At 60.7% G+C, this 23,611-nt stretch carries 19 protein-coding genes; 13 read left to right on the forward strand and 6 right to left on the reverse strand.

Translation table 11 applies throughout. From position 1 onward, the window contains the following. Positions 1-27 precede the first annotated feature (27 nt). The gene (locus tag HNQ65_RS09995) at positions 28-2,367 is read left to right on the forward strand and encodes a M1 family metallopeptidase (RefSeq protein WP_184339381.1); all 2,340 of its coding nucleotides are present in this window, start codon (positions 28-30) and stop codon (positions 2,365-2,367) included. A 1-nt stretch (position 2,368) separates the two neighbouring features. Here the strand turns inward: HNQ65_RS09995 and HNQ65_RS10000 are convergent, their stop codons facing one another. The 3 genes from HNQ65_RS10000 to HNQ65_RS10010 all read right to left on the reverse strand — a co-directional run bounded on the left by HNQ65_RS10000 (position 2,369) and on the right by HNQ65_RS10010 (position 6,601). After that, positions 2,369-3,772 (reverse strand): phosphotransferase, encoded by a 1,404-nt coding sequence (locus HNQ65_RS10000; RefSeq protein ID WP_184339382.1) that lies wholly within the window; start codon positions 3,770-3,772, stop codon positions 2,369-2,371. 148 nt (positions 3,773-3,920) lie between these two features. Further along, complete coding sequence (xylA, locus tag HNQ65_RS10005) at positions 3,921-5,231, reverse strand: xylose isomerase (RefSeq protein WP_184339383.1); 1,311 nt, start codon at positions 5,229-5,231, stop codon at positions 3,921-3,923. A gap of 98 nt (positions 5,232-5,329) precedes the next feature. Then, entirely contained in the window at positions 5,330-6,601 is a 1,272-nt protein-coding gene (locus HNQ65_RS10010) for an MFS transporter (protein WP_184339384.1), read from the reverse strand. A gap of 200 nt (positions 6,602-6,801) precedes the next feature. Here HNQ65_RS10010 and HNQ65_RS10015 point away from each other — a divergent pair, with 200 nt between their 5' ends. Beyond that, positions 6,802-8,058 (forward strand): hypothetical protein, encoded by a 1,257-nt coding sequence (locus HNQ65_RS10015; protein ID WP_184339385.1) that lies wholly within the window; start codon positions 6,802-6,804, stop codon positions 8,056-8,058. Between the two features lie 18 nt (positions 8,059-8,076). Here the strand turns inward: HNQ65_RS10015 and HNQ65_RS10020 are convergent, their stop codons facing one another. Then, complete coding sequence (locus HNQ65_RS10020; RefSeq protein ID WP_184339386.1) at positions 8,077-9,546, reverse strand: DEAD/DEAH box helicase; 1,470 nt, start codon at positions 9,544-9,546, stop codon at positions 8,077-8,079. A gap of 65 nt (positions 9,547-9,611) precedes the next feature. Next, positions 9,612-10,226, reverse strand: coding sequence for a DNA-3-methyladenine glycosylase family protein (locus HNQ65_RS10025; RefSeq protein WP_184339387.1), 615 nt, complete (start codon positions 10,224-10,226; stop codon positions 9,612-9,614). A gap of 426 nt (positions 10,227-10,652) precedes the next feature. On the opposite strand from HNQ65_RS10025, the gene HNQ65_RS10030 reads away from it, so the two are divergent. Both HNQ65_RS10030 and HNQ65_RS10035 read left to right on the forward strand, forming a co-directional pair. After that, positions 10,653-12,266 (forward strand): FHA domain-containing protein, encoded by a 1,614-nt coding sequence (locus HNQ65_RS10030; RefSeq protein WP_184339388.1) that lies wholly within the window; start codon positions 10,653-10,655, stop codon positions 12,264-12,266. Positions 12,267-12,311: 45 nt separating this feature from the next. Beyond that, a complete protein-coding gene (locus HNQ65_RS10035; RefSeq protein WP_184339389.1) occupies positions 12,312-13,310 on the forward strand; it encodes a hypothetical protein in 999 nt (332 codons plus the stop codon). A 17-nt stretch (positions 13,311-13,327) separates the two neighbouring features. Here the strand turns inward: HNQ65_RS10035 and HNQ65_RS10040 are convergent, their stop codons facing one another. Next, entirely contained in the window at positions 13,328-13,909 is a 582-nt protein-coding gene (locus HNQ65_RS10040) for an NADPH-dependent FMN reductase (RefSeq protein WP_184339390.1), read from the reverse strand. Positions 13,910-14,003: 94 nt separating this feature from the next. Here HNQ65_RS10040 and HNQ65_RS10045 point away from each other — a divergent pair, with 94 nt between their 5' ends. From HNQ65_RS10045 to HNQ65_RS10085, 9 genes are all read left to right on the forward strand, one after another. Beyond that, positions 14,004-15,671, forward strand: a complete 1,668-nt coding sequence (locus tag HNQ65_RS10045; protein ID WP_184339391.1) for an ABC1 kinase family protein — start codon at positions 14,004-14,006, stop codon at positions 15,669-15,671. A gap of 117 nt (positions 15,672-15,788) precedes the next feature. Continuing rightward, positions 15,789-17,291, forward strand: coding sequence for a xylulokinase (gene xylB, locus HNQ65_RS10050; RefSeq protein ID WP_184339392.1), 1,503 nt, complete (start codon positions 15,789-15,791; stop codon positions 17,289-17,291). A gap of 14 nt (positions 17,292-17,305) precedes the next feature. Further along, positions 17,306-17,656 (forward strand): STAS domain-containing protein, encoded by a 351-nt coding sequence (locus HNQ65_RS10055; RefSeq protein WP_184339393.1) that lies wholly within the window; start codon positions 17,306-17,308, stop codon positions 17,654-17,656. A gap of 19 nt (positions 17,657-17,675) precedes the next feature. Continuing rightward, a complete protein-coding gene (locus HNQ65_RS10060) occupies positions 17,676-18,422 on the forward strand; it encodes an MlaE family ABC transporter permease (protein ID WP_184339394.1) in 747 nt (248 codons plus the stop codon). Further along, on the forward strand, positions 18,422-19,291 hold the full coding sequence (locus HNQ65_RS10065) for an ABC transporter ATP-binding protein (protein ID WP_184339395.1): 870 nt from the start codon (positions 18,422-18,424) through the stop codon (positions 19,289-19,291). The genes HNQ65_RS10060 and HNQ65_RS10065 overlap by 1 nt, the downstream gene beginning before the upstream one ends. After that, positions 19,288-20,496 carry an MlaD family protein gene (locus HNQ65_RS10070; protein ID WP_184339396.1) on the forward strand — a complete coding sequence of 403 codons (1,209 nt, stop codon included), beginning with the start codon at positions 19,288-19,290 and terminating at the stop codon, positions 20,494-20,496. The genes HNQ65_RS10065 and HNQ65_RS10070 overlap by 4 nt, the downstream gene beginning before the upstream one ends. Next, the gene (locus HNQ65_RS10075; RefSeq protein WP_184339397.1) at positions 20,493-22,160 is read left to right on the forward strand and encodes a SpoIIE family protein phosphatase; all 1,668 of its coding nucleotides are present in this window, start codon (positions 20,493-20,495) and stop codon (positions 22,158-22,160) included. Before HNQ65_RS10070 ends, HNQ65_RS10075 begins: the two co-directional genes overlap by 4 nt. An 83-nt stretch (positions 22,161-22,243) precedes the next feature. Further along, positions 22,244-22,687 carry a DUF3592 domain-containing protein gene (locus HNQ65_RS10080; protein ID WP_184339398.1) on the forward strand — a complete coding sequence of 148 codons (444 nt, stop codon included), beginning with the start codon at positions 22,244-22,246 and terminating at the stop codon, positions 22,685-22,687. A gap of 232 nt (positions 22,688-22,919) precedes the next feature. Further along, entirely contained in the window at positions 22,920-23,579 is a 660-nt protein-coding gene (locus HNQ65_RS10085; protein ID WP_184339399.1) for a lysophospholipid acyltransferase family protein, read from the forward strand. Positions 23,580-23,611: the final 32 nt, after the last annotated feature.

A 23,611-nucleotide genomic window follows, 5' to 3' on the forward strand; every position in this document is an offset into this window, starting at 1 on the left:
TCGCGCGGACTTAGAGAATCGCTCCTCATGAAGCTCCTTGTTCCTGCTTTTCTCGCCACCCTCTCCCTCGCCGCAGCCGAGTCCGGCTCTCCGGTCGGCAAGTTTCAGCAGCTCGATTCCTCCATCCCCACGCCCACCCCGCAGCGCAATGCCTCAGGCGCACCGGGCTCGGCTTACTGGCAGAACCGCGCCGACTATGACATCAATGTAGTGCTGGACGATGTGAAGCGTGCGATCAGCGCAGACGCGACCGTCACCTACCACAATGCCTCGCCGGACCCGCTGAGCTATCTCTGGGTGCAGCTGGATCAGAATTACTTTTCCCACAATGCCGACTCACGCAGCGTCCCCAACACCAAGCGCGGTGTCGATCCGGAAAAGATCACCTACTCCGCGCTGGACCGCCTGCTGGCATATGAGAAGTACGATGGCGACATGAAGATCCTGAAGCTCACCGACTCCAAAGGCGAGCCCCTGCCGCACACCGTGGTGAAGACGATGTTACGAATCGATCTGGCCGAACCTCTCGCCGCTGATGCCGACTTCGTTTTCAAGATCGCCTGGAGCTACCCCATCAACGACTGCAAGCGCATCAATGCGCGCACTGGCTACGAGCACTTTGAGGAGGACGGCAACACCATCTACACCATCGCCCAGTGGTTCCCGCGCATGGCGGCCTACACCGACTATGCCGGCTGGATCAACAAGCAATTCCTCGGCACCGGCGAGTTCACGCTCGAATTCGGCAACTACAAAGTCAGCCTGACCACGCCGGACGACCACATCGTCGCCGCCACCGGAGCGCTGCAAAACCCGGATGCCGTGCTGACCAAAACGCAGCGCGACCGCCTCCAGCAGGCTGAAAAGGAGAAGCGGAAGCCCGTCTTTATCGTCACCCCTGACGAGGCCAAGGCGGCTGAAAAAGGAAAGCCCAAAGGAAAGAAGACCTGGGTCTTTCAGGCCGAAAACGTCCGCGATTTTGCCTTTGCGTCCTCCCGCAAATTCATCTGGGACGCCATGGCCGTGGAAGGCGCCAGTGTGAATGGCAAGCCGGTGATGGCCATGTCGCTCTACCCCAAGGAAGGCATGCCTTTGTGGGACAAATACTCCACACACGCCATCGCCCACACGATCCAGACCTACTCACGCTACACCTTTGCGTATCCCTACCCCGTCGCGTGGTCGGTCAACGGCCCCATCGGCGGCATGGAGTACCCCATGATCTGCTTCAACGGTCCGCGCCCAGAGAAAGACGGCACCTATCCCGAGAAGACCAAATACGGTCTCATCGGCGTGGTCATCCATGAAGTGGGACACAACTACTTCCCCATGATCGTTAACAGCGACGAACGCCAGTGGACCTGGATGGACGAGGGGCTGAACTCCTTTGTGGAATATCTGACCGAAGAAGAATGGGAAAACGACTGGAAGCACCGCCGCAATGAGCGCGGCATGGTGGACTACATGCGCCTCAAGGACCGCGTGCCGGTGATGACGAATTCGGAATCCATCGCCGATCTCGGCCCCAATGCCTACGGCCAGCCCACTGTGGCGCTCAATATCCTGCGTGAGCACATCCTCGGTCGCGAGGCTTTTGATCATGCGTTCAAGACTTATGCGAAGCGCTGGATGTTCAAGCGGCCCACTCCCTCCGACTTCTTCCGCACCATGGAGGAGGCCAGCGGCGTGGACCTCGACTGGTTCTGGCGCGGCTGGTTTTACAGCATCGACCATGTCGATGTCTCCGTTGATGAGGTGAAATGGCTGCAACTCGACACCCGCGATCCCGCCATTGAAAAGCCGAAAAAGAAAAAGGAAAAGGAAGAACTGCCAAAGACGCTGACCCGCGAGCGTAACTACCCGCTCTCCAAGCGCATCGACCGCTATCCCGAGCTGAAAGATTTCTACGACAGCTATGACGAGGCCACCGTGCTGCCGAGTGAGAAGAAGAAATTCGAGTCTCTCATCAAGGAGCTGAAGGAAGAAAAGATCGACCCCGCCCTGCTGCAGACCAAGCACAACTTCTACCTCATCGAGTTCAGCAATGTAGGCGGCCTCATCACCCCGGTGATCCTCAAAGCCGAATACAGCGACGGCAGCAGCGAAGAGATCACCCTGCCTGCGGAGATCTGGCGCTTCAACACCGAGAAAGCCTCCAAGCTCCTCTTCACCAAGAAGGAGCTGAAATCCGTCACCTTTGACCCAAGACAGGAACTGGTGGACACCAACGTCGAAAACAATTTCTGGCCACGCCGCCCGGTGAAAAGCAAATTCCAGCTCTACAAGGATGACAAGGCCCCCAATCCGATGCGCGAGCTCACCAAGCCGGAGAAAGACGAGAAGAAGGACGAAGCCAAAAAGGACTGACTCAGCCCGCACTAGACTCGTCCAGAATGCGCAGCACACCCCTCAGCGGAATCACTGCCCAGTCAGGCCGGTTGTTCAGCTCGTAGCACACCTCATAAACCGCTTTCTCCAGCAGGCAGGCGTCCAGCAGCTTGCGCATCTGCATCTCACTTTCAGGCAGAAAGGCCGCCCCATGCGCCGTCCGCAGATAGGCATCGAGAAATGCCTCGCTCATACGCTCCGTCCATTCCAGCACACCAGCATCCTCGCCACCCTGCTTCGCTATGACGGTATAAGCCGCATAGTCAAACGAGCGTAGCATTCCAGCCACATCGCGCAGCGGCGAATGCTTCATGCGCCGCTCATGCAATGGGCGTGCGGGCTCGCCTTCAAAGTCGATGATGACAAAGTCACCCTCCGTGTCGAGCACCTGGCCCAGATGGTAGTCTCCATGAATCCGAATGCGCGTGGCCCCAACCTCCGGATCTATCAGGCTGGCGTAGCGCTGTAAAATCTCATCCTCATGGCGGAGCAACCTGGCCGCCTCGGCTTGAATCTGGCGCGGCAAATCCGCCATCCTCAGCTCCAAAAGCCGCATCATCCGCTGTGTAGTTTCAGCCATCATCCTTCGCAGCGATTCACGGTAGGAATCATCGAAAGCCTCGGCGGTAAACTCGGGGCCATCCCCAGCCGCCAGCGCCAGATGCATTTGCGCCGTGCGCTCTCCCAGCAGCCTCGCCGGGCCCGATTCCCCCATGCCATTCTTTCGTTCCAGCCGGCGCAGGGTGGTCGTCCAGGCTGTGCCCGCATTCGGCACATTTGTGACCAGCAGCGCCAGCACCCTGGTTCCACCCTCTGCACCTTGGAACTCGATGGCCCCACCGTAGCCGGGCACATGCTCGAAGGAGTTCCGCTCGGTGAAATAACGCAGCAGCTCCACATCGGGGTTCCCGCCTACCTCCAGCCGGCGGTAAAGCTTGAGGAAAAAGCGGTCACCATACAGAACCGATGAATTGCTCTGCTCCACCGACAGCACACGCGAAGGCAGTTGCTCAGCCATCTCCTTCGCCTGCGTCTTGAAGGCAGCGCTGCAGATTCCCACCAGCTCACCGGTAGCGCTGCACAGCCGACGCTCCTCCAGGATAATCTCCAGCAAGGCCGCCCGGAATTTTTCATCCTCCAGCGCATCCGTCCAAACTTCTGCGCCATCCACCCAAGCCAGCCTCATGGGCAGAAGATACGTCTCGGCAGTTGCTTCGGTGTATTCGACACGCAGCAGAACAAGACAGCCCGCATCGCCCACAGAAATCGCCTCCAGCACCTCCACCCCGCTGAGACTCTGCGCCTTGCCGCCAAACCAGCGGCAGCCTTGCAGATGCTCGGCAAATGACACACGGCTCAGCGCCGCCGCCCACGCGGGATTCATTGGCTCATCATGATCATGCCCCGTTTCAGCCATGACCATGCTTGCTGTAAATCAGGTGCTGGCGCAAGATCAGCGCGAAAACAAATGAGGCGGTCGTTTCCGACCGCCTCACGAGTGGAATGCGTTTTCCGGCAGATGCCGATACCGTTTACAGGTAGTCGTTCACCAGGTTTTCCAGCATCTCCTGGCGGCCGCTGCCCAGCAGAGGCTCGCCATTGGCCAGCGCGTAGGCTTCGAGCTCGGCAAAGCCCACTTCGCCCTTCTCGATCTTCGCGCCGATGCCGGAATCGAAGGTGCTGTAGCGCTGCTTGATGAAGGCGTCGATGCGCCCGTCCTCGATCATCGCGTGCGCGACCTTGAGGCCGCGTGCAAAGGCATCCATGCCGCCGATGTGCGCGTGGAAGAGGTCCACGGGTTCGAAGGACTCACGACGGCACTTGGCGTCAAAGTTGAGGCCGCCGGTGGTGAAGCCGCCCATGCGCAGTACTTCCAGCATGATCTCGGTGGTGAGGTAGATGTTTGTCGGGAACTGGTCGGTGTCCCAGCCGATGAGTTCGTCGCCGGTGTTGGCGTCCACAGAGCCCAGTGCGTTTGCCGCGATGGCCACCTGCATCTCATGACGCATGGTGTGTCCAGCCAGCGTGGCGTGGTTGGTTTCAAGGTTGAGCTTGAAGTGCTCCAGCAGGCCGTACTCGCGCAGGAAGTTCAGGCAGGCTGCGGAGTCGGAGTCGTACTGGTGCGTGGAGGGTTCACGTGGCTTGGGCTCGATGTAGAACTGGCCGGTGAAGCCGATCTTCTTTTTGTAATCCACAGCCATGTGCAGCAGGCGGGCCAGATGGTCCAGCTCGCGCTTCATGTTGGTGTTCCAGAGCGTGGCATAGCCTTCACGGCCACCCCAGAAGGTGTAGCCCTCGCCGCCCAAGCGGTGGGTCACATCCATGGCTTTCTTCACCTGTGCTGCGGCGTAGGCAAACACACCCGCGTGCGGGCTGGTGGCAGCTCCCTGGCAGTAGCGCGCGTGGGAGAAAAGGCAGGCCGTGCCCCACAGCAGCTTCTTGCCGGTCTGCTTCTGCGCTTTCTCCAGCTCATCAGCCACGGCGTCAAAGGCGGCATTGCTCTCAGCCAGCGTGTTCAGTTCAGGAGCCACGTCGCGGTCATGCCAGCAGTAGTAGTCCACTCCCAGCTTTTCCATAAACTCAAAGCAGGCCCACACACGGCGCTGCGCATTCGCCACGGAGTTGCTGCCGTCATCCCATGGGCGCTGGGCGGTGCCGCCACCGAAGGGATCGGAGAGGGAATTGCGCATCGCGTGCCAGTAGGCGACCGCAAAGCGCAGCTGCGAGCGCATCGACTTGCCGCCGACGACTTCGTCGGGATTGTAGTGCTTGAAGGAGAGCGGATTCCGGCTCTTGGGCCCTTCGTACTGAATTTTGGGGATGTCTGGGAAAGCTTCGTTCATGGATTGGACAGTCAAGGGAGTCGGAACCCGGCGGAGTGCAACTGGTTCGTCAGTTTAGGGATGGACACTTTTTGGGCCGAATAGGACACCCCCACGCCTCACAGCGCCTTGCGGTTTGTCTCTTCCGCCAGCCAGACGGACACCAGTGTAATGACCGCCATGGCAATGAGATACACCGCCACCGGCCACGGTTTGCCACCGCTTTTTTCCAGCAGCGCCGTCGCGATCAGAGGTGCCAGCCCTCCCGCCAGTGGCGAGGCCAGCTGGTAGCCCAGCGAGGCTCCGCTGTAGCGCACACGGGTGCCAAAGAGCTCGGAGAAAAACGCCGCCTGCGGCCCATACATCGCTGCGTGGCCGATCAGCCCGATCACCACCGCCGCCAGCACCAGCCCCATCTGTCGCGTCTCGATCATCCAGAAAAACGGAAACGCAAAAAGCAGTAAAAACAGCGCTCCCCCAAGGTAAACCGGCCTCCGGCCAAATCGGTCAGACAACATCCCAAAAAAAGGAATCGCGACCAGTTGCACCGCCGATCCCGCCAGCACCGCATTGAGCAGATCCTCGTTCTTCATGCCAAGCTGCTGCGAGCCATAGCTGAGCACCAGCACGGTGAAGATGTAAAAGAACGCATTCTCCGCAAAGCGTGCCCCCATGGCCACCAGCACGTTGCGCGGGTGCTCCTTGATCACCGCCAGAATGGGCACCTTCGGCCCTTCATCCTCCGCCTTGGCCTGGGTAAAGACAGGGCTCTCGATGATCTTCAGCCGGATAAACATACCCACTGCCAGCAGCAGCACGCCCAGAAGGAACGGCACTCGCCAGCCCCAGGAGAGAAAAGCCTGCGTCTCCATGGAGGAAGCCACTTTGAAAACCGCATTCGCCAGCAGCAGCCCCACCGGCACGCCGGCCTGCACCCAGCTGGCATAGTAGCCACGCCTGCCCGCCGCCCCGTGCTCCACCGCCATCAGCACTGCTCCACCCCACTCGCCCCCAACTCCGAAGCCCTGGATGAACCGCATCAGCACCAGCAGGATCGGCGCCCACACGCCGATCTGCGCATAAGTCGGCAGCAGCCCGATCAGCACCGTGGCCACCCCCATGAGCATGAGTGTCGTCACCAGCATGGACTTGCGTCCCAGCTTGTCGCCGAAATGTCCAAAGACGATGCCTCCCACCGGCCTCGCGAAGAATCCCACCGCATACGTCGCAAAGGCGGCCATCGTCCCTGCCAGCGCGTCAAAATTGGGGAAGAACAGCTTGTTAAACACCAATGCCGACGCCGTGCCATACAAAAAGAAATCATACCACTCAATGGTGGTGCCAATGAAGCTGGCAATGACGACTCGGCGGGTGCTGTTGGGATCGGACATGGCTGGAGCCCGCGAGGCTGACGAATCGGCGCACGCAATACAAGACGAAAAGAGAGCCCTCCCCTCCACGCCGCAGGCACATGATGAAAGCTTTTTCATATGATCGCCCTGCCTTCCTCTCTTTGAGTCCTCCTCACCCGCCCGGCATCTGCATTGGCACCGCACCCGATCCGTTTATGCGGGGTTCCATGCCCTCCACCATGAAGACTACCCTCCTCCTCGCTCTGATCTCTCTGCTGGGTGCAGCCCCCCTGCGCAGCCAGTCCGCAGATGCGCCTGTCGACTTCGACAAAGCACGCCAGCTTTTTGAAAAGCGCCAGAGCGGCGGCACGCTCACACCCGAGGAAAGCGCCTACATCGAGCGCGCCAAGGCCGCTCATCAGGCCCAGATGCAGAACATCGGCGGCGGTCAGCCTCCACCATCAGGTCAGGACGGCATCGACTGGCAGAAGGCCCAGGCTTTGCACCGTTGGGAGCAAAACGGCGAAAAGCTCAGCGAAGAAGACCAGAAATACCTCGACCACGCCAAGGAGGTACGAAGCCGTGGCGGCAACCGCAGTGGTGGCGGACGCCCCTCCAATCAACGCAAAGCCCCCGACTCCCTGACTCCCCTCACCGACATGACCGCCGAGGACAAATACGAGGGCGAAGAAGGCGGCCTCTACGGCAAAGGCAGCAACGAGCCGCCCGAAGCCCTCAAAAAAACTGTCTCCAAGGCACTCGCCCAGATCAAGCCGCTCGATGCCGAGGGCAAGCCCTCCGACAGCGGCACGATCGCGCTTGTCTCAATCAGCATGTCCAACGCCACCCAGGAGTTCTCCTTTTTCAAAGGCATCGCGGACAGCGACCCGCGCAAATCCAGCAAGCTCACCATCGTCGATTGCGCTCAAGGCGGGCAGACCATGGCCGCGTGGGCTCAGCCCGAGGGCCGCCCGTGGCCCGAGGCCATGAACCGCCTGCAGCGCGCCGAAGTCAGCCCGCAGCAAGTGCAGGTGGCCTGGGTCAAACTGGCCAACGCAGGCCCATCCGGCTCCAAGACCGAGCACCTCGCCACACTGGAGGCAGACACCCTCAAAGTCCTGCATCTCCTCAAAGAGCGCTTCCCCAATCTCCGCATCGCCTACCTCGGCAGCCGCATCTACGCCGGCTACGCCACCTCCGGCCTCAATCCCGAGCCCTACGCCTATGAGGGTGCCTTTGCTGTGCGCCACCTCATCCAGCATCAGATGAGTGGAGAGGAAACCCTCGCCCTCACCAAAAGCCCGCTCCTTCTCTGGGGCCCCTACCTCTGGGCCGATGGCGAAAAAGGCCGCAAGTTCGACGACCTCAAATACAGCAAGGAAGACTTTGGCCCAGACGGCACCCATCCAAGCAACTCAGGCCGGGAAAAAGTCGCCAGACAACTCCTCGAATTCTTCGCCACCAGCCCTCTGGCTAAAGGCTGGTTTGCAAAGTAGAAACAAAAGCTAGCTGCATTACTTGCCCGTCAGCCGGTTCCACAGCTTGCGTGCTGTAGAAGGCTGCTGTCCGTCACGCTTGGGAGCCTGCCCCTGCTGGCCTCTCGGCGCAGCATTCGCAGAGGGCGCAGATCGGCGCTCACCCTGCTGCTGACCACGTCCGCCGCCTTGCTGACCACCGTGCCCTCCGGAGCGTCCACCGCCCTGGCCACCATGTCCGCCTGACCGCCCGCCACCGCCACCCTGCCCGTGCCGCTGCTGCCCACCCTGTCCTTGCGGACGGCGCTGCTGAAACTGCCGCTGCTGCTCCCGACGCTCGGGCCGTTCATCGCTCACCACCGGGGAGGCCGCATTGTAGTCAAAGCCCTCGGCACGCTTGCGCACCAGTCCGCGGTTGATGAATTTCTCCAGCTTGCGCAGATCCGCCGCCTCGTCCGGTGAGACAAAGCTGATCGCGTCTCCGATGGCCTGCGCACGACCCGTGCGGCCGATGCGATGCACGTAGTCCTCCACGATGTGTGGGAAATCAAAGTTCACCACGTGCGAGATGCCGTCCACGTCGATGCCGCGTGCTGCGATGTCCGTGGCAACCAGCACGCGCACCGTGCCTGTCTTGAAATCATCCAGCGCGCGCAGGCGCTGATTCTGCGAGCGGTTGGCATGCAGCGTGGCGCAGCGTACCCCGCTCTGCTCCAGCTTCCGCGCGATCTTGTCCGCCCCGTGCTTCGTCCGGCTGAAGACCAGCACCATCTGCATGGAGTCATCTTTTAGCAGATGCATCAGCAGGCTCAGCTTCAGATGCTTCTGCACCTCATATACCAGCTGCGTCACCGTCTCCGCCGGGTTCGACCGCTTGCCGATCTGCACGATCTTCGGCGAGTGTTGAAACTCATGCGTCAGGCTCTCGATCTCCTTGGACAGCGTGGCGGAAAACATCAGCGTCTGCCGCTTTTTCGGCAGCTGGTTGATCACCCGGCGGATGTCCGGCAGGAAGCCCATGTCCAGCATGCGGTCCGCCTCATCCAGTACCAGGTACTCCAGCTTGGAAAAGTCCGCGCAGCGCTGCCCCATCAGGTCCAGCAGCCGCCCTGGGCAGGCGATCACGATGTCGCTTCCCGCACGCAGTGCGTCCTTCTGCGGCTTCTCACCCACACCACCGTACACCTTGGCAATTTTCAGCGGCAGATGCTTCGCATAAGCCAGCACGTTTTCCTCGATCTGCGCCACCAGTTCACGCGTCGGTGCCAGCACCAGCACACGCGTGTGACGGCGCTGCCCCTGCGGGATCGGATTGGCCGCCAGTCGTGTCAGGATCGGCAGTGTAAAGGCCGCCGTCTTGCCGGTGCCGGTCTGTGCGATCCCGATCACATCCCCCCCCTGAATGACCACCGGGATGGCCGCAGCCTGAATCGGCGTGGGTTCCGTGTAACCGGCTTCTTGAATGGCTGTGAGGATGTGGGAGTCGAGACCGAGTTCTTTAAAAGACATGTGCAGCGCCCCCTTAGTCTCCGATCAGGAGCTTGGCAATCACACGTTTCCAGCCGCCGGCCCGTTCATCCCTTGGCCGCATCCGCCGCACGCCAGAGGTACCACGCCGCCAGTGTGCGATGCGGGCGCCAGCGCTCAGCCAGCTCACGGAATTCCTTGGGCTTCGGCATTTCCTCCAGCTTTTTGGCCACGCGCCAGCCATTGCGCACACCATAGTCATCACTGGGAAACACATCCGGCCTGCCAAGCGTGAAAATCAAGAGCATCTCCACCGTCCAGCGTCCCACGCCGCGCACCGCCACCAGCCTCTCGATCAGCTCCTCGTCGTCCAGTTTCAGCGCCGCAGCCCGTCCAGGGATCTGCCCGCTCTTCGTTTTTTCCGCGATGTCTCGTATGGCCAGCATCTTCCCCGTCGAAAAGCCACACCCGCGCAGCATTTCATCCGAGGCATCCAGCACCTGATCCGGCTTTGGAAACCCTGCTTTCGGAAAAAGCGCCTTGAAGCGACGCAGGATGGCCTCCGCTGCATTGGCATGCAGTTGCTGGTGCGCCACCGCGCTTATCAACGCCTCATAGGGGGTGCGCTTATGCGGCACCAACTGGCAGTGCCCGTGCGCTTTGATCAGCCGCCGCATCACAGGGCATTTCTTGGAAAGGTGGGCTTCGGCTTCGGTATGCATGGGCTGGAGACGGGCCCCACTCTGCCTGCAGCAGCCCTCAGCACAAGCCCCGTCACCATCAGCATGGCGCTCTCCGCCGCAAAGAAAGGCCGGAATACCTGACCCGGTGCAGCCTTGATTCAACACACGGCATCGAATTGGCTTCCAATCACAGCAGTGATTGATTTCCCACCGTCCATGGCAAAGCCCTCCCTCGAATTAGAAAATAGTCACCTCTTCTTGGATCACTTGATGGCGTCCTATCTCAGCTCGCCAAGCCCCCCGGGACGTAAAAAGAGCATGCCGCACAAAAAGCACCTGCACCAGGCTCAAAAAAAACCCATGGAGGCATTAATCCTGCATTCATTTGCGCCCTTGTTTCAAATGCCCGTTTGATTCCACGAACTTCATCGACTTTCCTTGTCACGCCCAGCCTTAATCCCCCTCATGGCAAAAATCACTTTCGTTCTTGAAGACGGTCAGGATGTGGTGGTTCCCCTCAAGGAACACATCACCATCGGCCGTGCCGAGGACAACGACATTCTGGTCGATGACGAGCGCATTTCCATGCACCACGCCGAGATCGTGCAAAACGCCGACGGCAGCCTGCAGGTCTTTGATCTGAAATCTTCTTCAGGCACTTTCGTCAACGGCGAGCGCCAGCTCAGCTGCACCCTGCTGCACGGAGACACCATCGCTTTCGGCCCTCTCGTCGGCAAGCTCGACATGGAGGACCCCGCCACTCAGTCCCCTGCCCCACAGCCAGCCGCATCCCCTACCCCAGTTACAGCCGCTGAATCGCCTGTTTCCACATCCAAGAGTTCAGAGCCCCCTGCCCCCGAGGCCTCTCCCGACAAGGCCCTGCTGGAAGCCAATGCCAAACTGGAAGCTGACAAACACCGCCTCAAAGCCGATATCGCCGCGGCTGAAAAGGAACTGCGCGACTGGCAGCAACGTGCTGAGAAAGAACGTGCCCTCCATGCGGCCCGCGTGGAGTCTCTGCTGGCCGAGGAGAAAAAACTCGAACCCACCAAGGCTGCCGTCAAACAGGCTGAAACTGCTCATCAGGAATGGCTGGAGGCCATCAGCGCCCTGGGCAGCCAGCATGCGGACAAAACCGCCGCTCTCGAGCGCCTCAATGCCCAGCACTACGAAAAGTCCACCGAGCTCCAGCGCCTCACTACAGCCGTCACCACAGCGCAGCAGGAGCTCGAACAGATCTCTTCACAAAAAGATGAAGCCGCCGCACGCCTCAAACAAATACGGGACGAATGCGAACAGGACGAGGCTCTTCTAAACTCCCTGCGTCAGCAGATTATCGACCATGAAAAGCGCATTGCTGAGGAGGAGGCAAAACATGCCACGCTCAATACCGCCACGGCTGCTCTCACCGAAAAACATCTGCGCGATGAAGCCGCCGTCAAGGATCTGGAAACCCTCCTCATGAGCCTGGAGCAGCGCTGCGCCTCCGCACAGGCATCCCTGCAGCGCATGCAGGAAGAAAGCGCGACATGCGAAAAGCAGCTCATGGAGCATAAGACAGAACTCGCCTCCTTCGAGACCACCTTTGCCTCGCGGCGGGCAGATCTTGCCGCAGAGACCAGGCGCATCGCTGAAGCCAGAGCTGAACGTGCAGAGCTTGAGCGGCAGAATCAGGAGCTGGCTGGAGCCAAACAGCAGCTGGCAGATGCCAGACAGCGCCTCGCCGCCGTAGAGCAGCGCTACCGCGACGCCGTGGCCGCTGGCGGCCAGAACGGAGCACACATTCCCTCGCTGCCCAAACGCCCCGCTGCCCAGGAATCCCCCGCCAAAGCCGCAGCGGAGGCTCCGCACCACACGGAAGTTTCTGGCAAGCTTGAGGCAGCACGCAAAGAACTGGCAGAGCTGGAGGCCAAGGTCGCCGCTCTCAAGCAGACTCAGGCGGATTCCGGACTGGAGCATTCTCCCAATTCCGACGCCGTCCCGCCTCCCGTTGTTGTTCAGGTGGAAACCATTCGTCTGGCCCCCGTACCGATCAAATCCGAGCGCACTCGAGGCCCCGGCACCAAAAAGGTGGCGTAGTCCGCTTAACTGCTTCAGCAGCCTCGATTCACTCTGGGCAAGGCCATGGACTCATCACAGCGCATCCGCCAGCCAGCACTCGCTGGCTCGCGGCTTTCTGCCATCATTCTCCTGGCACTTTTCACCCTTACCTGCAGCCTTGATGCTGCCAGCAAGACGAAACGTCTGAATCTGATCCAGTCCCGACTGCGCCTGCTGCCCAGGATGCGTGCAGCCCAGCAGCGCTCCGCCCTTGCCTCAGACGAGGAATCCATCACGGCAGCCACAGGCATGGGCCGGAGCTGGCATGATATTCTGGGGGACGTGCTTTCGATGCAGTTCCGCTCCAGCAGCATGTACTCCATCACCAACAACGTCTTCAACACTCAGGAAGACGCGCAGACAGACTCCCTCTACGCCCAGTTTGCCGGACTCTCCCTGGACGCGAATTTTGACGAGCACTGGACCCTCTCAAACACCTTCGACCAAGGGTGGTTCTATTACGGCAGGGCGGCCAATGCCAGCCAGGACTTCATCACCAGCACCTTCGGCCAGATGCTCAGCTATGAGCGCACTTTTTTTGACAAGAAGCTGGACCTGAACCTGCCGCTCAGCTGGGGCTTCTCCCGCATGTTCAACCGCTCCACAGGTGCACGCACTTTGGACACCTACACCTATCGTGCTGCAGCGGAGTTCACCTGGGCATTCAGGCCCTGGCTCACTCCCGCCTGGAGCTACGAGTATTATTATCAGGACAACGGCAGCCCCTCCGACTTCGTGCCCGACCAGCACAGGCATAACCTCAACCTCGGAGCCACCATCACTCCTTTCAAGGGGCGCAAACTTTACCTCACCCCCTCCGTGCAGTACTCGGTGGAGCAGTTTATCCACATCGTCCGCACGGATACAGTCTGGACCCCTGCCATGACAGTGACATGGCAGCCTCTCAAGTGCCTCGCCTTTGACGTGATCGGCAGCTACACAAGATCAAGATCCTCCCAGGAAGACTCCAGCTACAGGGTCTTCACGGGCGCGCTCTACGCACGGGTCTTCTTTGACTGGTAGTCAGCCTTCGCCAGCGATCAGCTCGCCAGCTTCTTCTGGAAATCAACCAGCCCTTTGACCACACGTGTCACCTGTCCGGCGGCACGCTCATCCTTCATCCCACCTGCTCCGTCAAAGACCTCATGAGCCTTCGGCACTACCACCTGGTCAGGCAGCACAATTACTCCGATGTTTCCCAGGATGGCACGGAGATGCACCAGCCCGCGCATGCCCCCAAACCCTCCTGGAGAGGCGCCCAGAAGCAGGGCCGTCTTGCCACGAAACGCCACCAGCGCAGGCTCATCGTCACTCTCGCTGCGGGAGATCCAGTCGAGCGTGTTTTTAAGCACGGCTGTGATGGAGCTGTTGTACTCAGGTGATGCGATGATGAACGCATCATGCCCACGGAAAAGAGTCTTCAGCTTCTTCGCATTTTCAGGAAGCCCCTGCTGCTCTTCCAGGTCCTCATCAAACAAGGGCAGCGCGTAGTCTCGCAGGTCCAGCAGCGTCACTTCCGCCCCAGCAGAGCGTGCTGCTTCCGCGGCAAAGCGGGCCAGCTGCTTGTTATAGGAAGCGCTGCGGGTGCTGCCCGCAAAGACAAGAATTTTAGGTGTGCTCATTGCGGATGAATAACCGCAAGCACCTCTCCTGCCAGCTAAGAGTGTGATCATTCCACATTGTCAGATGACTTTTTCATGTGGAGGATAGCGCCTGATGAAGATCGACGCCCTGGCCCGCCTGGAACGCTATGCCAAACGCATCGCGGAAATCGCCGCCGTTCTCGGCAGGTATGGCCTCGCGGATCTCTTTGGCGGCTTCAAATACTCCTGGCTGCAGGACCGTCTCAAAAGCGCCGACGGCCAGTCGCTCACAGAAGGCGTCACCCAGGCAGCGCGTGTGCGCATGGCCCTCACCGAGCTGGGCACCACCTTCATCAAGCTCGGCCAGATGCTCAGCACCCGTGCCGACCTCCTCGGCCCAGAGCTTACAGGGGAGCTCTCCCAGCTTCAGTCCAGCGTGCCACCAGATCCCTCGTCAGTGGCACGCGCCACCATCGAGTCAGAGCTGGGCCAGCCCGTTGACCAGCTCTTTGCCAGTTTTGATGACACGCCTCTGGCTGCGGCATCCGTGGCCCAGGTGCACGCTGCCCGGCTCCACACCGGGCAAAGCGTCGTCGTCAAAGTCCGCCGCTGCGGCGTGGTCGACCAGGCTGCCACCGATGTGGAGATCCTCCAGGCACTCGCGGAACTGCTGGAGAAAAACTCCCCTGCCTTGCGTTCCTACCAGCCTCTGGCGCTCGTGCGCCAGTTCCGCCGTTCTCTGCTTCGGGAGCTGGATCTCACCTATGAGCGGCAGAACCAGGAGGAATTTGCCCGGAACTTCGCCACCGATCCCACGGTCTGCATCCCGGAGCTCTATGGGGAGCTTTGCTCGCACCAGGTCATCACCATGGAGCGTCTGGATGGCATCAGCGGCACCGACATCGAGGCGCTCAAACAATCCGGCGAGGATCTCGGTGAGTTCGCACACCGTGGTGCCAACATGTATCTGGAGATGATTTTCCGCGACGGCTTCTACCACGCCGACCCGCATCCCGGAAACCTCATGCTTCTGCCTGGAAACATCGTAGGCGTCATCGACTGCGGCATGGTGGGCCGCATCGATGAAGACCTGCGGGATGAGGTGGAGGCGCTGCTCCTCGGCATCGTGGAAAACGACTCCGAACTCGTTTCCGAGCAGGTGCTTCGCCTCGGAGCGGTACCCCATGACTGCGCACGCGAAAAGCTGCGCACAGATCTTCAGGAGTTCATGGCGGACTACACCGGCCACCCGCTCAACGACATTCATGTCGGAGCGGCACTCACCAGCCTGGTGGAGATCATCCGCAGCCACCAGATCATGCTGCCCCCGGCCCTCGCCGGCCTGCTTAAAACACTCATCGTCCTGGAGGGTACCTCCCGCCGCTTCAGTCCCGATGTCAGCCTGGCAGGCCTCATGCAGCCCTACTGCACCCGGCTCATGCTCCGCCGCTTCTCCCCCGGCCGTGTGGCCAGACGCGCCCGCCGCACCTTCCGGGGTTGGGATCGTCTGTTCAACTCCCTGCCGCGAGACATCACCGACCTCCTCGCGCGTTTCCGCGATGGCTCCTTCACGGTGCATCTGGACCACCGCCACCTCGATCCCATCATCAACCGCCTCGTGCTCGGCATCCTCACCGCCGCCATCTTCCTCGGCTCCAGCGAACTCTGGAGCCGTCAGGCAGCTCCTCTATTCTACGGTGTGTCCGTCTTCGGTGCTCTGGGCTACGCCGTTTCTCTCTTCCTCGGCTGGCGGCTCTTGCGCGCCATTCGCAAATCCGGCAACATCCAGTCCAAGGACTGAATCGCCGACATGTCTGAATCTTCACGAATTATGACCGATTCTTGACAGCTTGCCCTCTTGACCTGCCCTCCGTCCCCACCGTAAACCTTTCGCCGACTCCAACCTCGCTCCCCCACCATGTATTTCCTCGGCATCGACAGCGGCACGCAAAGCACCAAGGCCATCGTCCTCGACCTCGACTCGGGCAAAATCCTCGCCTCCGGCCACAGCTCCTATGAACTGATCGACGGCCTGCCTCCCGGTCACCTGGAGCAGCATCCTCAGGCCTGGATCGATGCCGTGGACGCTTCCGTGCAGCAGTGCCTGGAGCAGATCGGCAAGGACAAGACCAAAATCGCCGGCATCGGCGTCAGCGGTCAGCAGCACGGCCTCGTGGCCCTCGGCGCGGATGACAAGCCCGTGCGTCCCGCCAAGCTCTGGTGCGATACCTCCACCCAGGCCCAGTGCGCGGAGATTGCCCATCACTTCGGCGGCCAGCAGGGCGTCATCGCCGCCGCAGGCAATGCCATGCTCCCGGGCTATACCATTCCCAAGCTGCTCTGGATGAAGCAGAACGAGCCCGAAAACTTCGCCAAGACCAAGACCATCCTGCTGCCGCACGACTACATCAACTTCTGGCTCAGCGGAGTGAAGCGCATGGAATACGGAGACGCCTCCGGCATGGGCATCCTCAATGTGAACACCCGCCAGTGGGCCTACGACATCTGCGACTACATTGATCCCTCGGTGCGCGCCATGCTGCCGCCGCTGGGCTCCTCCAAGGCCGTCCACGGCACCATCCGCAAGGACCTCGCCGTCAAATGGGGCCTGAACTTTGATGTCATCATCAGCGCCGGTGGCGGAGACAACATGATGGGCGCGATCGGCACCGGCAACATCAAGCCCGGCGTCGTCACCGCCAGCTTCGGCACCAGCGGCACTCTCTACGGCGTGGCAGGCTCTCCCGTGGTCGATGGCCAGGGCGAAGTAGCCGCATTCTGCGACAGCACGGACCAGTGGCTCCCGCTCGTCTGCACCATGAATGTCACCGTCGTCACCGAGCAGGTGCGCGAAATGTTCCGCTGGGATCTGAAACAGCTGGAGGCTGCGGTGAAGTCCGCTCCCGTCGGCGCGGATGGTGTGATGTTCCTTCCCTATCTCAACGGCGAGCGCACCCCCAACCTGCCCAACGGCAGCGGCGTCATCCACGGCCTGCGCCCCACCAACATGGCCCCGGCCAACATCGCCCGCGCCGCCGTTGAGGGTGCCACCCTCGGCCTCGCCTACGGATTGAAGCGCTTCCGTGATCTCGGCATGAACCCCACCGAAATCCGTCTCACCGGAGGTGGCAGCAAGAGCAGCGTCTGGCGTCAGATCGCCGCAGACTGCTTCAATGCCGAAGTCGTCACCCTCAGCACCAGTGAAGGTGCCGCGCTGGGCGGAGCCATCCAGGCCGCCTATGCCCACGCCAATCAGAGCGGCACAGAAACCGTCAGCTACGAGCAGCTCTGCGCACGCCTCGTCACGCTGGATGAGTCCACCCGCTGCAAACCTAATGCCGAAAATGCCGCGCTCTATGCCGCACAGCTGGACCGCCAGATGGAACTCACCGGCCGTCTCAATCAAACCGGCTGGCTCTGACCGCACTCACTTTCATGAAGCCCCTAGTCTGCACCCATCCCAACGCTGTTGTCATCGAGCTCGAAGGCGAAGCCGATCTGGCCACCGTGCCCGAATTTCAGAAAATCGTGCGCGAGCAGATGAAGGCCAATGTGAAACGGCTCATCATCGACTTCTCCAAGGTCACCTTCGTCAATACGCCCGTCTGGGCTGTGGTGGTGGAGTACTTTCAGCATGCCAGCGGCGCGGGCACGGAATTTGCACTCACTGGTATTCAGGGCCGTGTGGACGCTTCGTTTAAAATTGTTCGCCTGGGCGACTTCATCCCCCACCTGCCCACGGTGGCGGACGCACTCAGTGCCGCCGACCTGACCAACCAGCGCTAGAGCCTTTGCCCCCTCCGCCATGACAGTAGCCTTCCGCCAATACCTCGATCTGTGCGGAAGCCTGCTCTACTGGCTCTTTGTAGCGCCATGCCGCGGCAGAGGCTGGCGCATGGGCCACACCTTTGCGCAGATCGTTCGGATCGGCGTACACGCTGTGCCCATGACCTCCCTCACTGCCCTCACCATAGGCGTGGTCCTGGCCATGCAGTCGGCCGCCCAGCTGGCCAAAATGGGAGCCACCGTTTTCGTCCCCGGCCTCGTGTCCTCCAGCCTCGTGCGCGAGCTTGCCCCCCTCGTCACCGCCGTCATCGTCATCGGCCGCAGCGGCTCGGCAGTCACGGCTGAGCTTGGCACCATGAAGGTCTCCGAAGAGATCGAGGCGCTGGAGGTCATGGCCATCTCCCCCATGTCCTGGCTCATCATCCCGCGCTTTCTCGCCATGGTCATCATGCTGCCATTGCTCACAGTATTCAGCATCTACGTAGGCCTCGCCGGCGGCTGGCTCATCGGCCATTTCTCGCTGCACATGTCCACCGCCTACTTCGTCAATCACGCGCTGCATTATGTCGCGCTTCGCGACGTCGGCATCAGCATGCTCAAAAGCAGCGTCTTCGGCGTGCTCATCGTCACCATCGCCAGCAGCATCGGCCTCAATGTCTCCGGCGGTGCCGAGGGCGTGGGGCTCGCCACCACCCGCTCCGTCGTCGTCTGCCTGCTGAGCGTCTTTATCGCCAACGCCCTCCTCACCGCCCTGTTCTTTTTCTGATGTCCACTCCTCCGCCAGATCCCGCCAGCGGCGAACCGATCATCGAGGTCGATTCGCTCGTGCGGTATTTCGGCCGGCAGAAGGTGCTCGATGGCATCAGCTTCAAAGTGTTCGCCGGAGACACCTTCGTCATCATGGGCGGCAGCGGCTGTGGCAAGAGCACTCTCCTCCGCCATCTCATCGGCACCGAAAAGCCCACCTCCGGCAGCATCAAAATCTTCGGTCAGAATATCTGCTCCATGCACCCCGACGAGATGCACAGGCTGCGCGGCCGCTACGGCATGCTCTTCCAGTCCGGCGCTCTTCTGCAGTCCCTCACTGTGGCTGAAAACGTGGCTCTGCCGCTGCAGGAGCACACCCCGCTCGACTCCGGCCTCATCGACACCGTGGTGAAAATGAAGCTGGAGCAGGTCGGCCTCACCGGCCACGGTCACAAAAAACCCTCCGAGATCAGCGGCGGCATGAAAAAACGCGCCGCCCTTGCACGCGCCCTCGCCCTGGACCCGCCTCTCGTCTTTAGCGATGAGCCCACCGCCGGCCTCGACCCCATCATGACCGCCGTCGTGGACGAGTTGACCCAGCGCCTCACGCAAAAAATCGGTGCCACTGTCGTAGTCGTCACTCACGACATGAACAGCGTCTTCCGCATCGGCACCCGCATCATCATGCTCGGCACCGGCCCCCATCAGGGCCGCATCATCGCCTCCGGCACGCCCGAAGAAATCCGCGCTCATCCAGACGCCGCCGTCCAGCAGTTCATCAATGGCGACCCTAAAGGCGGCGGCGACGACTGCGCTGGCGAAACCCTCTACCGCGACACCCTGCTGGGCCTCAATGGCACCGGCGCCTCCACCTCCTCCCAGCCATGAAAAACAAGCAAGATGCCACCGTGGCCACCTTGGTCATTCTCTGCTCCCTGATGCTGCTGGGCGCTCTCATCTTCTCCATCTCCGGAGATCCCTGGCGCAAACCCCACCTGCGCTTCTCCGTCGATTTCGCCGACGTCACCGGCATCCGCCGCAATACCAGCGTGCTCTACGCCGGAGATAAAATCGGCATGGTCGAGAGCATCGAGCATCTCGCCCCGGAGGCCCGTATCCTTCCGGGCAACACCGTGCGTGTTCACATCGAAGTTTTCAAACCCGCTCCGATTCCCGCCAAGCTCAAGATCATCGTCAGCGCCGAATCCATCCTCGGCGAAAAGCACATCGCCTTGGTTCGCCTCGACGATGAATCCGGCCTCCTCGCCGACGGCACACACCTGACCTCCTCCAGCCTCGGCAGTCTGCTGGAGGTGATGATGCCCGGCGGCGACGCCATCTTTGCCAACATCCGCGAGATCACCGCCGACCTCAAACGCATCACCAGCCCTCTAGGCCACAGCAACGCCTCCCAAAACATCTCCGACTCCCTCGCCAACATCGAGTCCTTCACTCAGCAGCTCAAAAACACCTTCGCAGGCGATGGCAAAACCCCCGGCTTTGGCCAGAAAATCAATGCCGTGGCAGACAAGCTCGAAGACACCGCCACCGGCATTCAGGAACTCGTGAAAGGCCCAAAGGACTCTCCTGAAAAAGGACTGACCAACCGCGCCGGCGCCATCCTTGCCAATCTGGAAGGCTTTTCCAAGGAGCTGAACCAGACCTTTGCCGGCACCCCTGATGGCAAGCCCGGCCTGAAGTCCCGCATCGAAGAAATCACCACCGATCTTCACAAGATTCTCGCCGGTGGCGAAAACGCCTCAGGCCCCGGCCTGGAAAAAAATCTCGACACCACCATGCGCAAGATCAACACCCTCGTGGAGGAGATGGATGCCTTCGTCGTCTGGGGCGAGTACATCACCGGCACCCTCGCGGAAAAGCCCAGCCGCCTCATCTTTGGCAGCAAGGAAAACGAGGTTCCCACCAAGGAACAGATCATCGAGCACATGCGGCGCACCAATACCCCCTACCCTGTGCGTATCAAAGAGCTCGAATCCAAGTCTAAAACTCCCGCCCCGTCTCCCATGCCCCCTGAAAACTCCTCCCCCGAGGAAAAGAAAAAAGGCCTTCTCAAGCTCTTCAAAAAGCCGTGAGCAATCCTCAGCCCATCACCTCGCGCCAGAGCGTCCTGCTCGACGTGGCACGCCGCCTCAGCAGCACCCACAATCCCGTCGAGCTGGTTGACTACATTCTCCAGCGCTCACGCGAGGTCATGGACTGCGAGGTCTGCTCCATCCTCCTGCCAGACGGCCCCAGCGAGGACCTCCTTATCCGCTCCACGCTCGACCCCATCAATGCCATGGAGGTCCGCGTCCCCAAGGGCAAAGGCATCGCCGGTGATGTCTATGCCACCAAAAAAGTCGTCAACATCGAGGACGCCCTCAGCGACCCCCGCCATTTCCGCCCCGATTCAGACAAGTCCATCCTCGTCGCACGCGCCATGGTCACCGTCCCTCTGCTGGATGGAGACCGCTGCCTCGGCGTCATGCAGGCCATCAATCCCAACCACAGCAAGGCCTTCACCGCCCAGGATGTGGAGCTTTTCGAGACCTTCGGCAGCCTGATCGCCGTCACTCTCATTCGTCTCGAATCACAAAAGAAGGCCATCACCGAGGCCGAAACCCGCCAGCAGCTCTCTCTGGCCAAAGAAATCCAAAACTCCTTCCTCTCCGCCCCTCAGGTCGAACTCGGCAGCGTGGTGGTCGAGACCTTCTACGAGCCCGCCAGCGAAGTTGGCGGCGACTTCTATTTCTGGCATCAGATCGACGACGGAAAAATCCTTCTCGGTGTCGGCGATGTCTGCGGCAAGGGCCTGCCTGCTGCGCTGGACATGGCGCGTGGCACCACCCTCATCGCCTCCACCGCGCATCTCTGTGTCTCCATGCCGCTCGCTGAGTGGGTGCAGACTCTGAACCAGCGCCTCTGCGGCGTCATGAAAGCCGGACGCTTCATCGCCATCAATGCCATGCTCGTCTGTCCTAAAAAGCGCCGCGTCTGGCTCTGCTGCGCCGGCCTTCCAGGAGCCCGGGTGTTTGACGGCACAGAGTGGAAGGAGGTCGCTGCCCCCGGAAACGCTCCCCTCGGCATCGCACGCTCAGCACGCTATGAGGCCATGTCTCTTCCTTTCAGCACCGGCCGTCAGTGGATGCTCTACACAGACGGCATCCTCGAAGTGCAAAACAGCGCTGGCGAATACTTCGAGGACAAAGCCTTCGCCAATGTCATGCAGCACTCCGGTGGCGATGACGGATTCCTCCGCCATCTCGTCTCCGAGTGGCAGTCGTTTGCACGCGGCGCCGCATACCAGGATGATGCCACGGTCCTCACGCTCACAGACCGCTCAGAGCCTCCGCCCGCTGAAATCGCCCTCACCTGCCACCCGGACACCCTGCGCCTCGTGCGCGAATTCATCGAATCATGGACTTCCTATCATGGCCTGCCGGACGAATTCACCGGTCTCCTTGTCCTGGGCTGCGATGAAGTGATGAGCAACATCTGCAAATACGCCTACTGCTCCACCAGCACTGAGCGCGCCGCCACCTGCCTCATAGGCTCACATCACGGTGCCGTGCGCATCCTCATCGAGCACTATGGCGCAGGCATCACCAATGACGATTTTCAGAAGCTGGTTTCCCCACCTTCCATTGAGTGCCGCATCGGTGGCCTGGGGCTCCATGTGATCAGCGAAATTTTCGACTCCATCGACTTCCGGCGGGAGGAGGGCAGATCCGTGATTGAGCTCATCAAAGCACCATAGTCACATCTCCCTGAAGGAGCATTCAAATTGACGCTTTTGCTTAATTTGAATAAAACGAGCGCCTAATTCCAGAAATCGAATATATGGAGGGCTCGTCAAAAATTAAAGTCTTCGCCGCAATCGGTGTTATCGCAGGCCCCTTCCTCGCTTATAATGGCTATCAGGAGCAGGAGCGTCTCGCCAGATTGGAAAAAGAGGGTGTCACAGTGGGCGGCTTTATCGAAGGTGGCGAATGGCGCAAAAGCAGACGCTCCAGCAGCTACAAGCTCGACGTCTCATTCACCCCCAAAAACGGCACACCGACCAGACAGACTTTCGACGTCAAATCCCAGTTCTTCTCCGCCCACGCCAGCGACACCGCCGTCACAGATCCGGTGGTTAAAGTGCGCTACCTCCCTTCCAGCGTCCAGGAGAGTGCCGTGATCGAAGGCGGCTCTACGGACACCACTTTCAACTACAGCTTTGGCATCGGTGCTTTCGTGGTCGGTCTTCTCACCCTGGGCATCATGTCTTTCTTCAAAGGGTGAGCTGGACCTGTTCTCGAAAAGAATGTCCGATTGAAACGGCGAGCGGAGCGCCCCCAGTGGCAAGGCAGGAGCGCCGCCTGCCATTTGAAAATTAGCAGGCAAGCGACCAACGCAGCCAATGGAGCCGCTCCGCGCCCGGCAAGGTGACAGGCTTTTCGAGAACAGGTCTGGGCTCTGCCATCCCGTGCCTTGACCATTTGCCAGAACTCCGCCATGCAATAGGCCACTGCTCATGGCCAAAATCCGCATCAAATCCGCCGGCAAAATCATCGCATGGATCATGCGCGCCATCGGCATGACTCTCCGGTGGGAAGTGCGCGATGACGCTGGCGTCTTTGATTCCTCCCGCAAAGGCTGGATCTGGTCCTTCTGGCACAACCGCATGTTCCTCATCCCCTGGCTGCATCACGAATGGTTCGCCAATGTCCCCGGAACCATTCTCACCAGCCCCAGTGGCGACGGCCAGATCATCGCCGATGTCTGCCAGAGCTTCGGCATCGAGGCCGAGCGCGGTTCCAGCTCCAAGCCCGAGAAAGGCATGAGCGCCCTCATCGCCCTGGCCGCCAAAGCCCGCGAAGGCTACGAGATCGGCATCACCCCGGATGGCCCGCGTGGCCCGCTGCACCGCGTGCAGCCCGGCATCGTCAAGCTGGCCCAGCTCACCGGCGTCCCCATCGTCCCCGTCCACCTGCACTACAGCCGCGCCATTCAGTTCAGGACTTGGGACGAGTTCCTCCTTCCCCTGCCGTTTTGCAAAGTCACCCTCGTCTTCGACAAACCGCACCACATCCCGCGCCGCATGACCGAGGAGGGGTTTGAGCAGAAGCGCCTGGCTTTGGAAGAAGTGATGCGTTTTGGAACCACCCTTGAAAATCTTCAGGCTGCCCGCTAGCCTCGCGGCATGGAAACGCTCTCAGTCCGTTG

The organism is Prosthecobacter vanneervenii, assembly GCF_014203095.1.
GTDB lineage: Bacteria > Verrucomicrobiota > Verrucomicrobiia > Verrucomicrobiales > Verrucomicrobiaceae > Prosthecobacter > Prosthecobacter vanneervenii.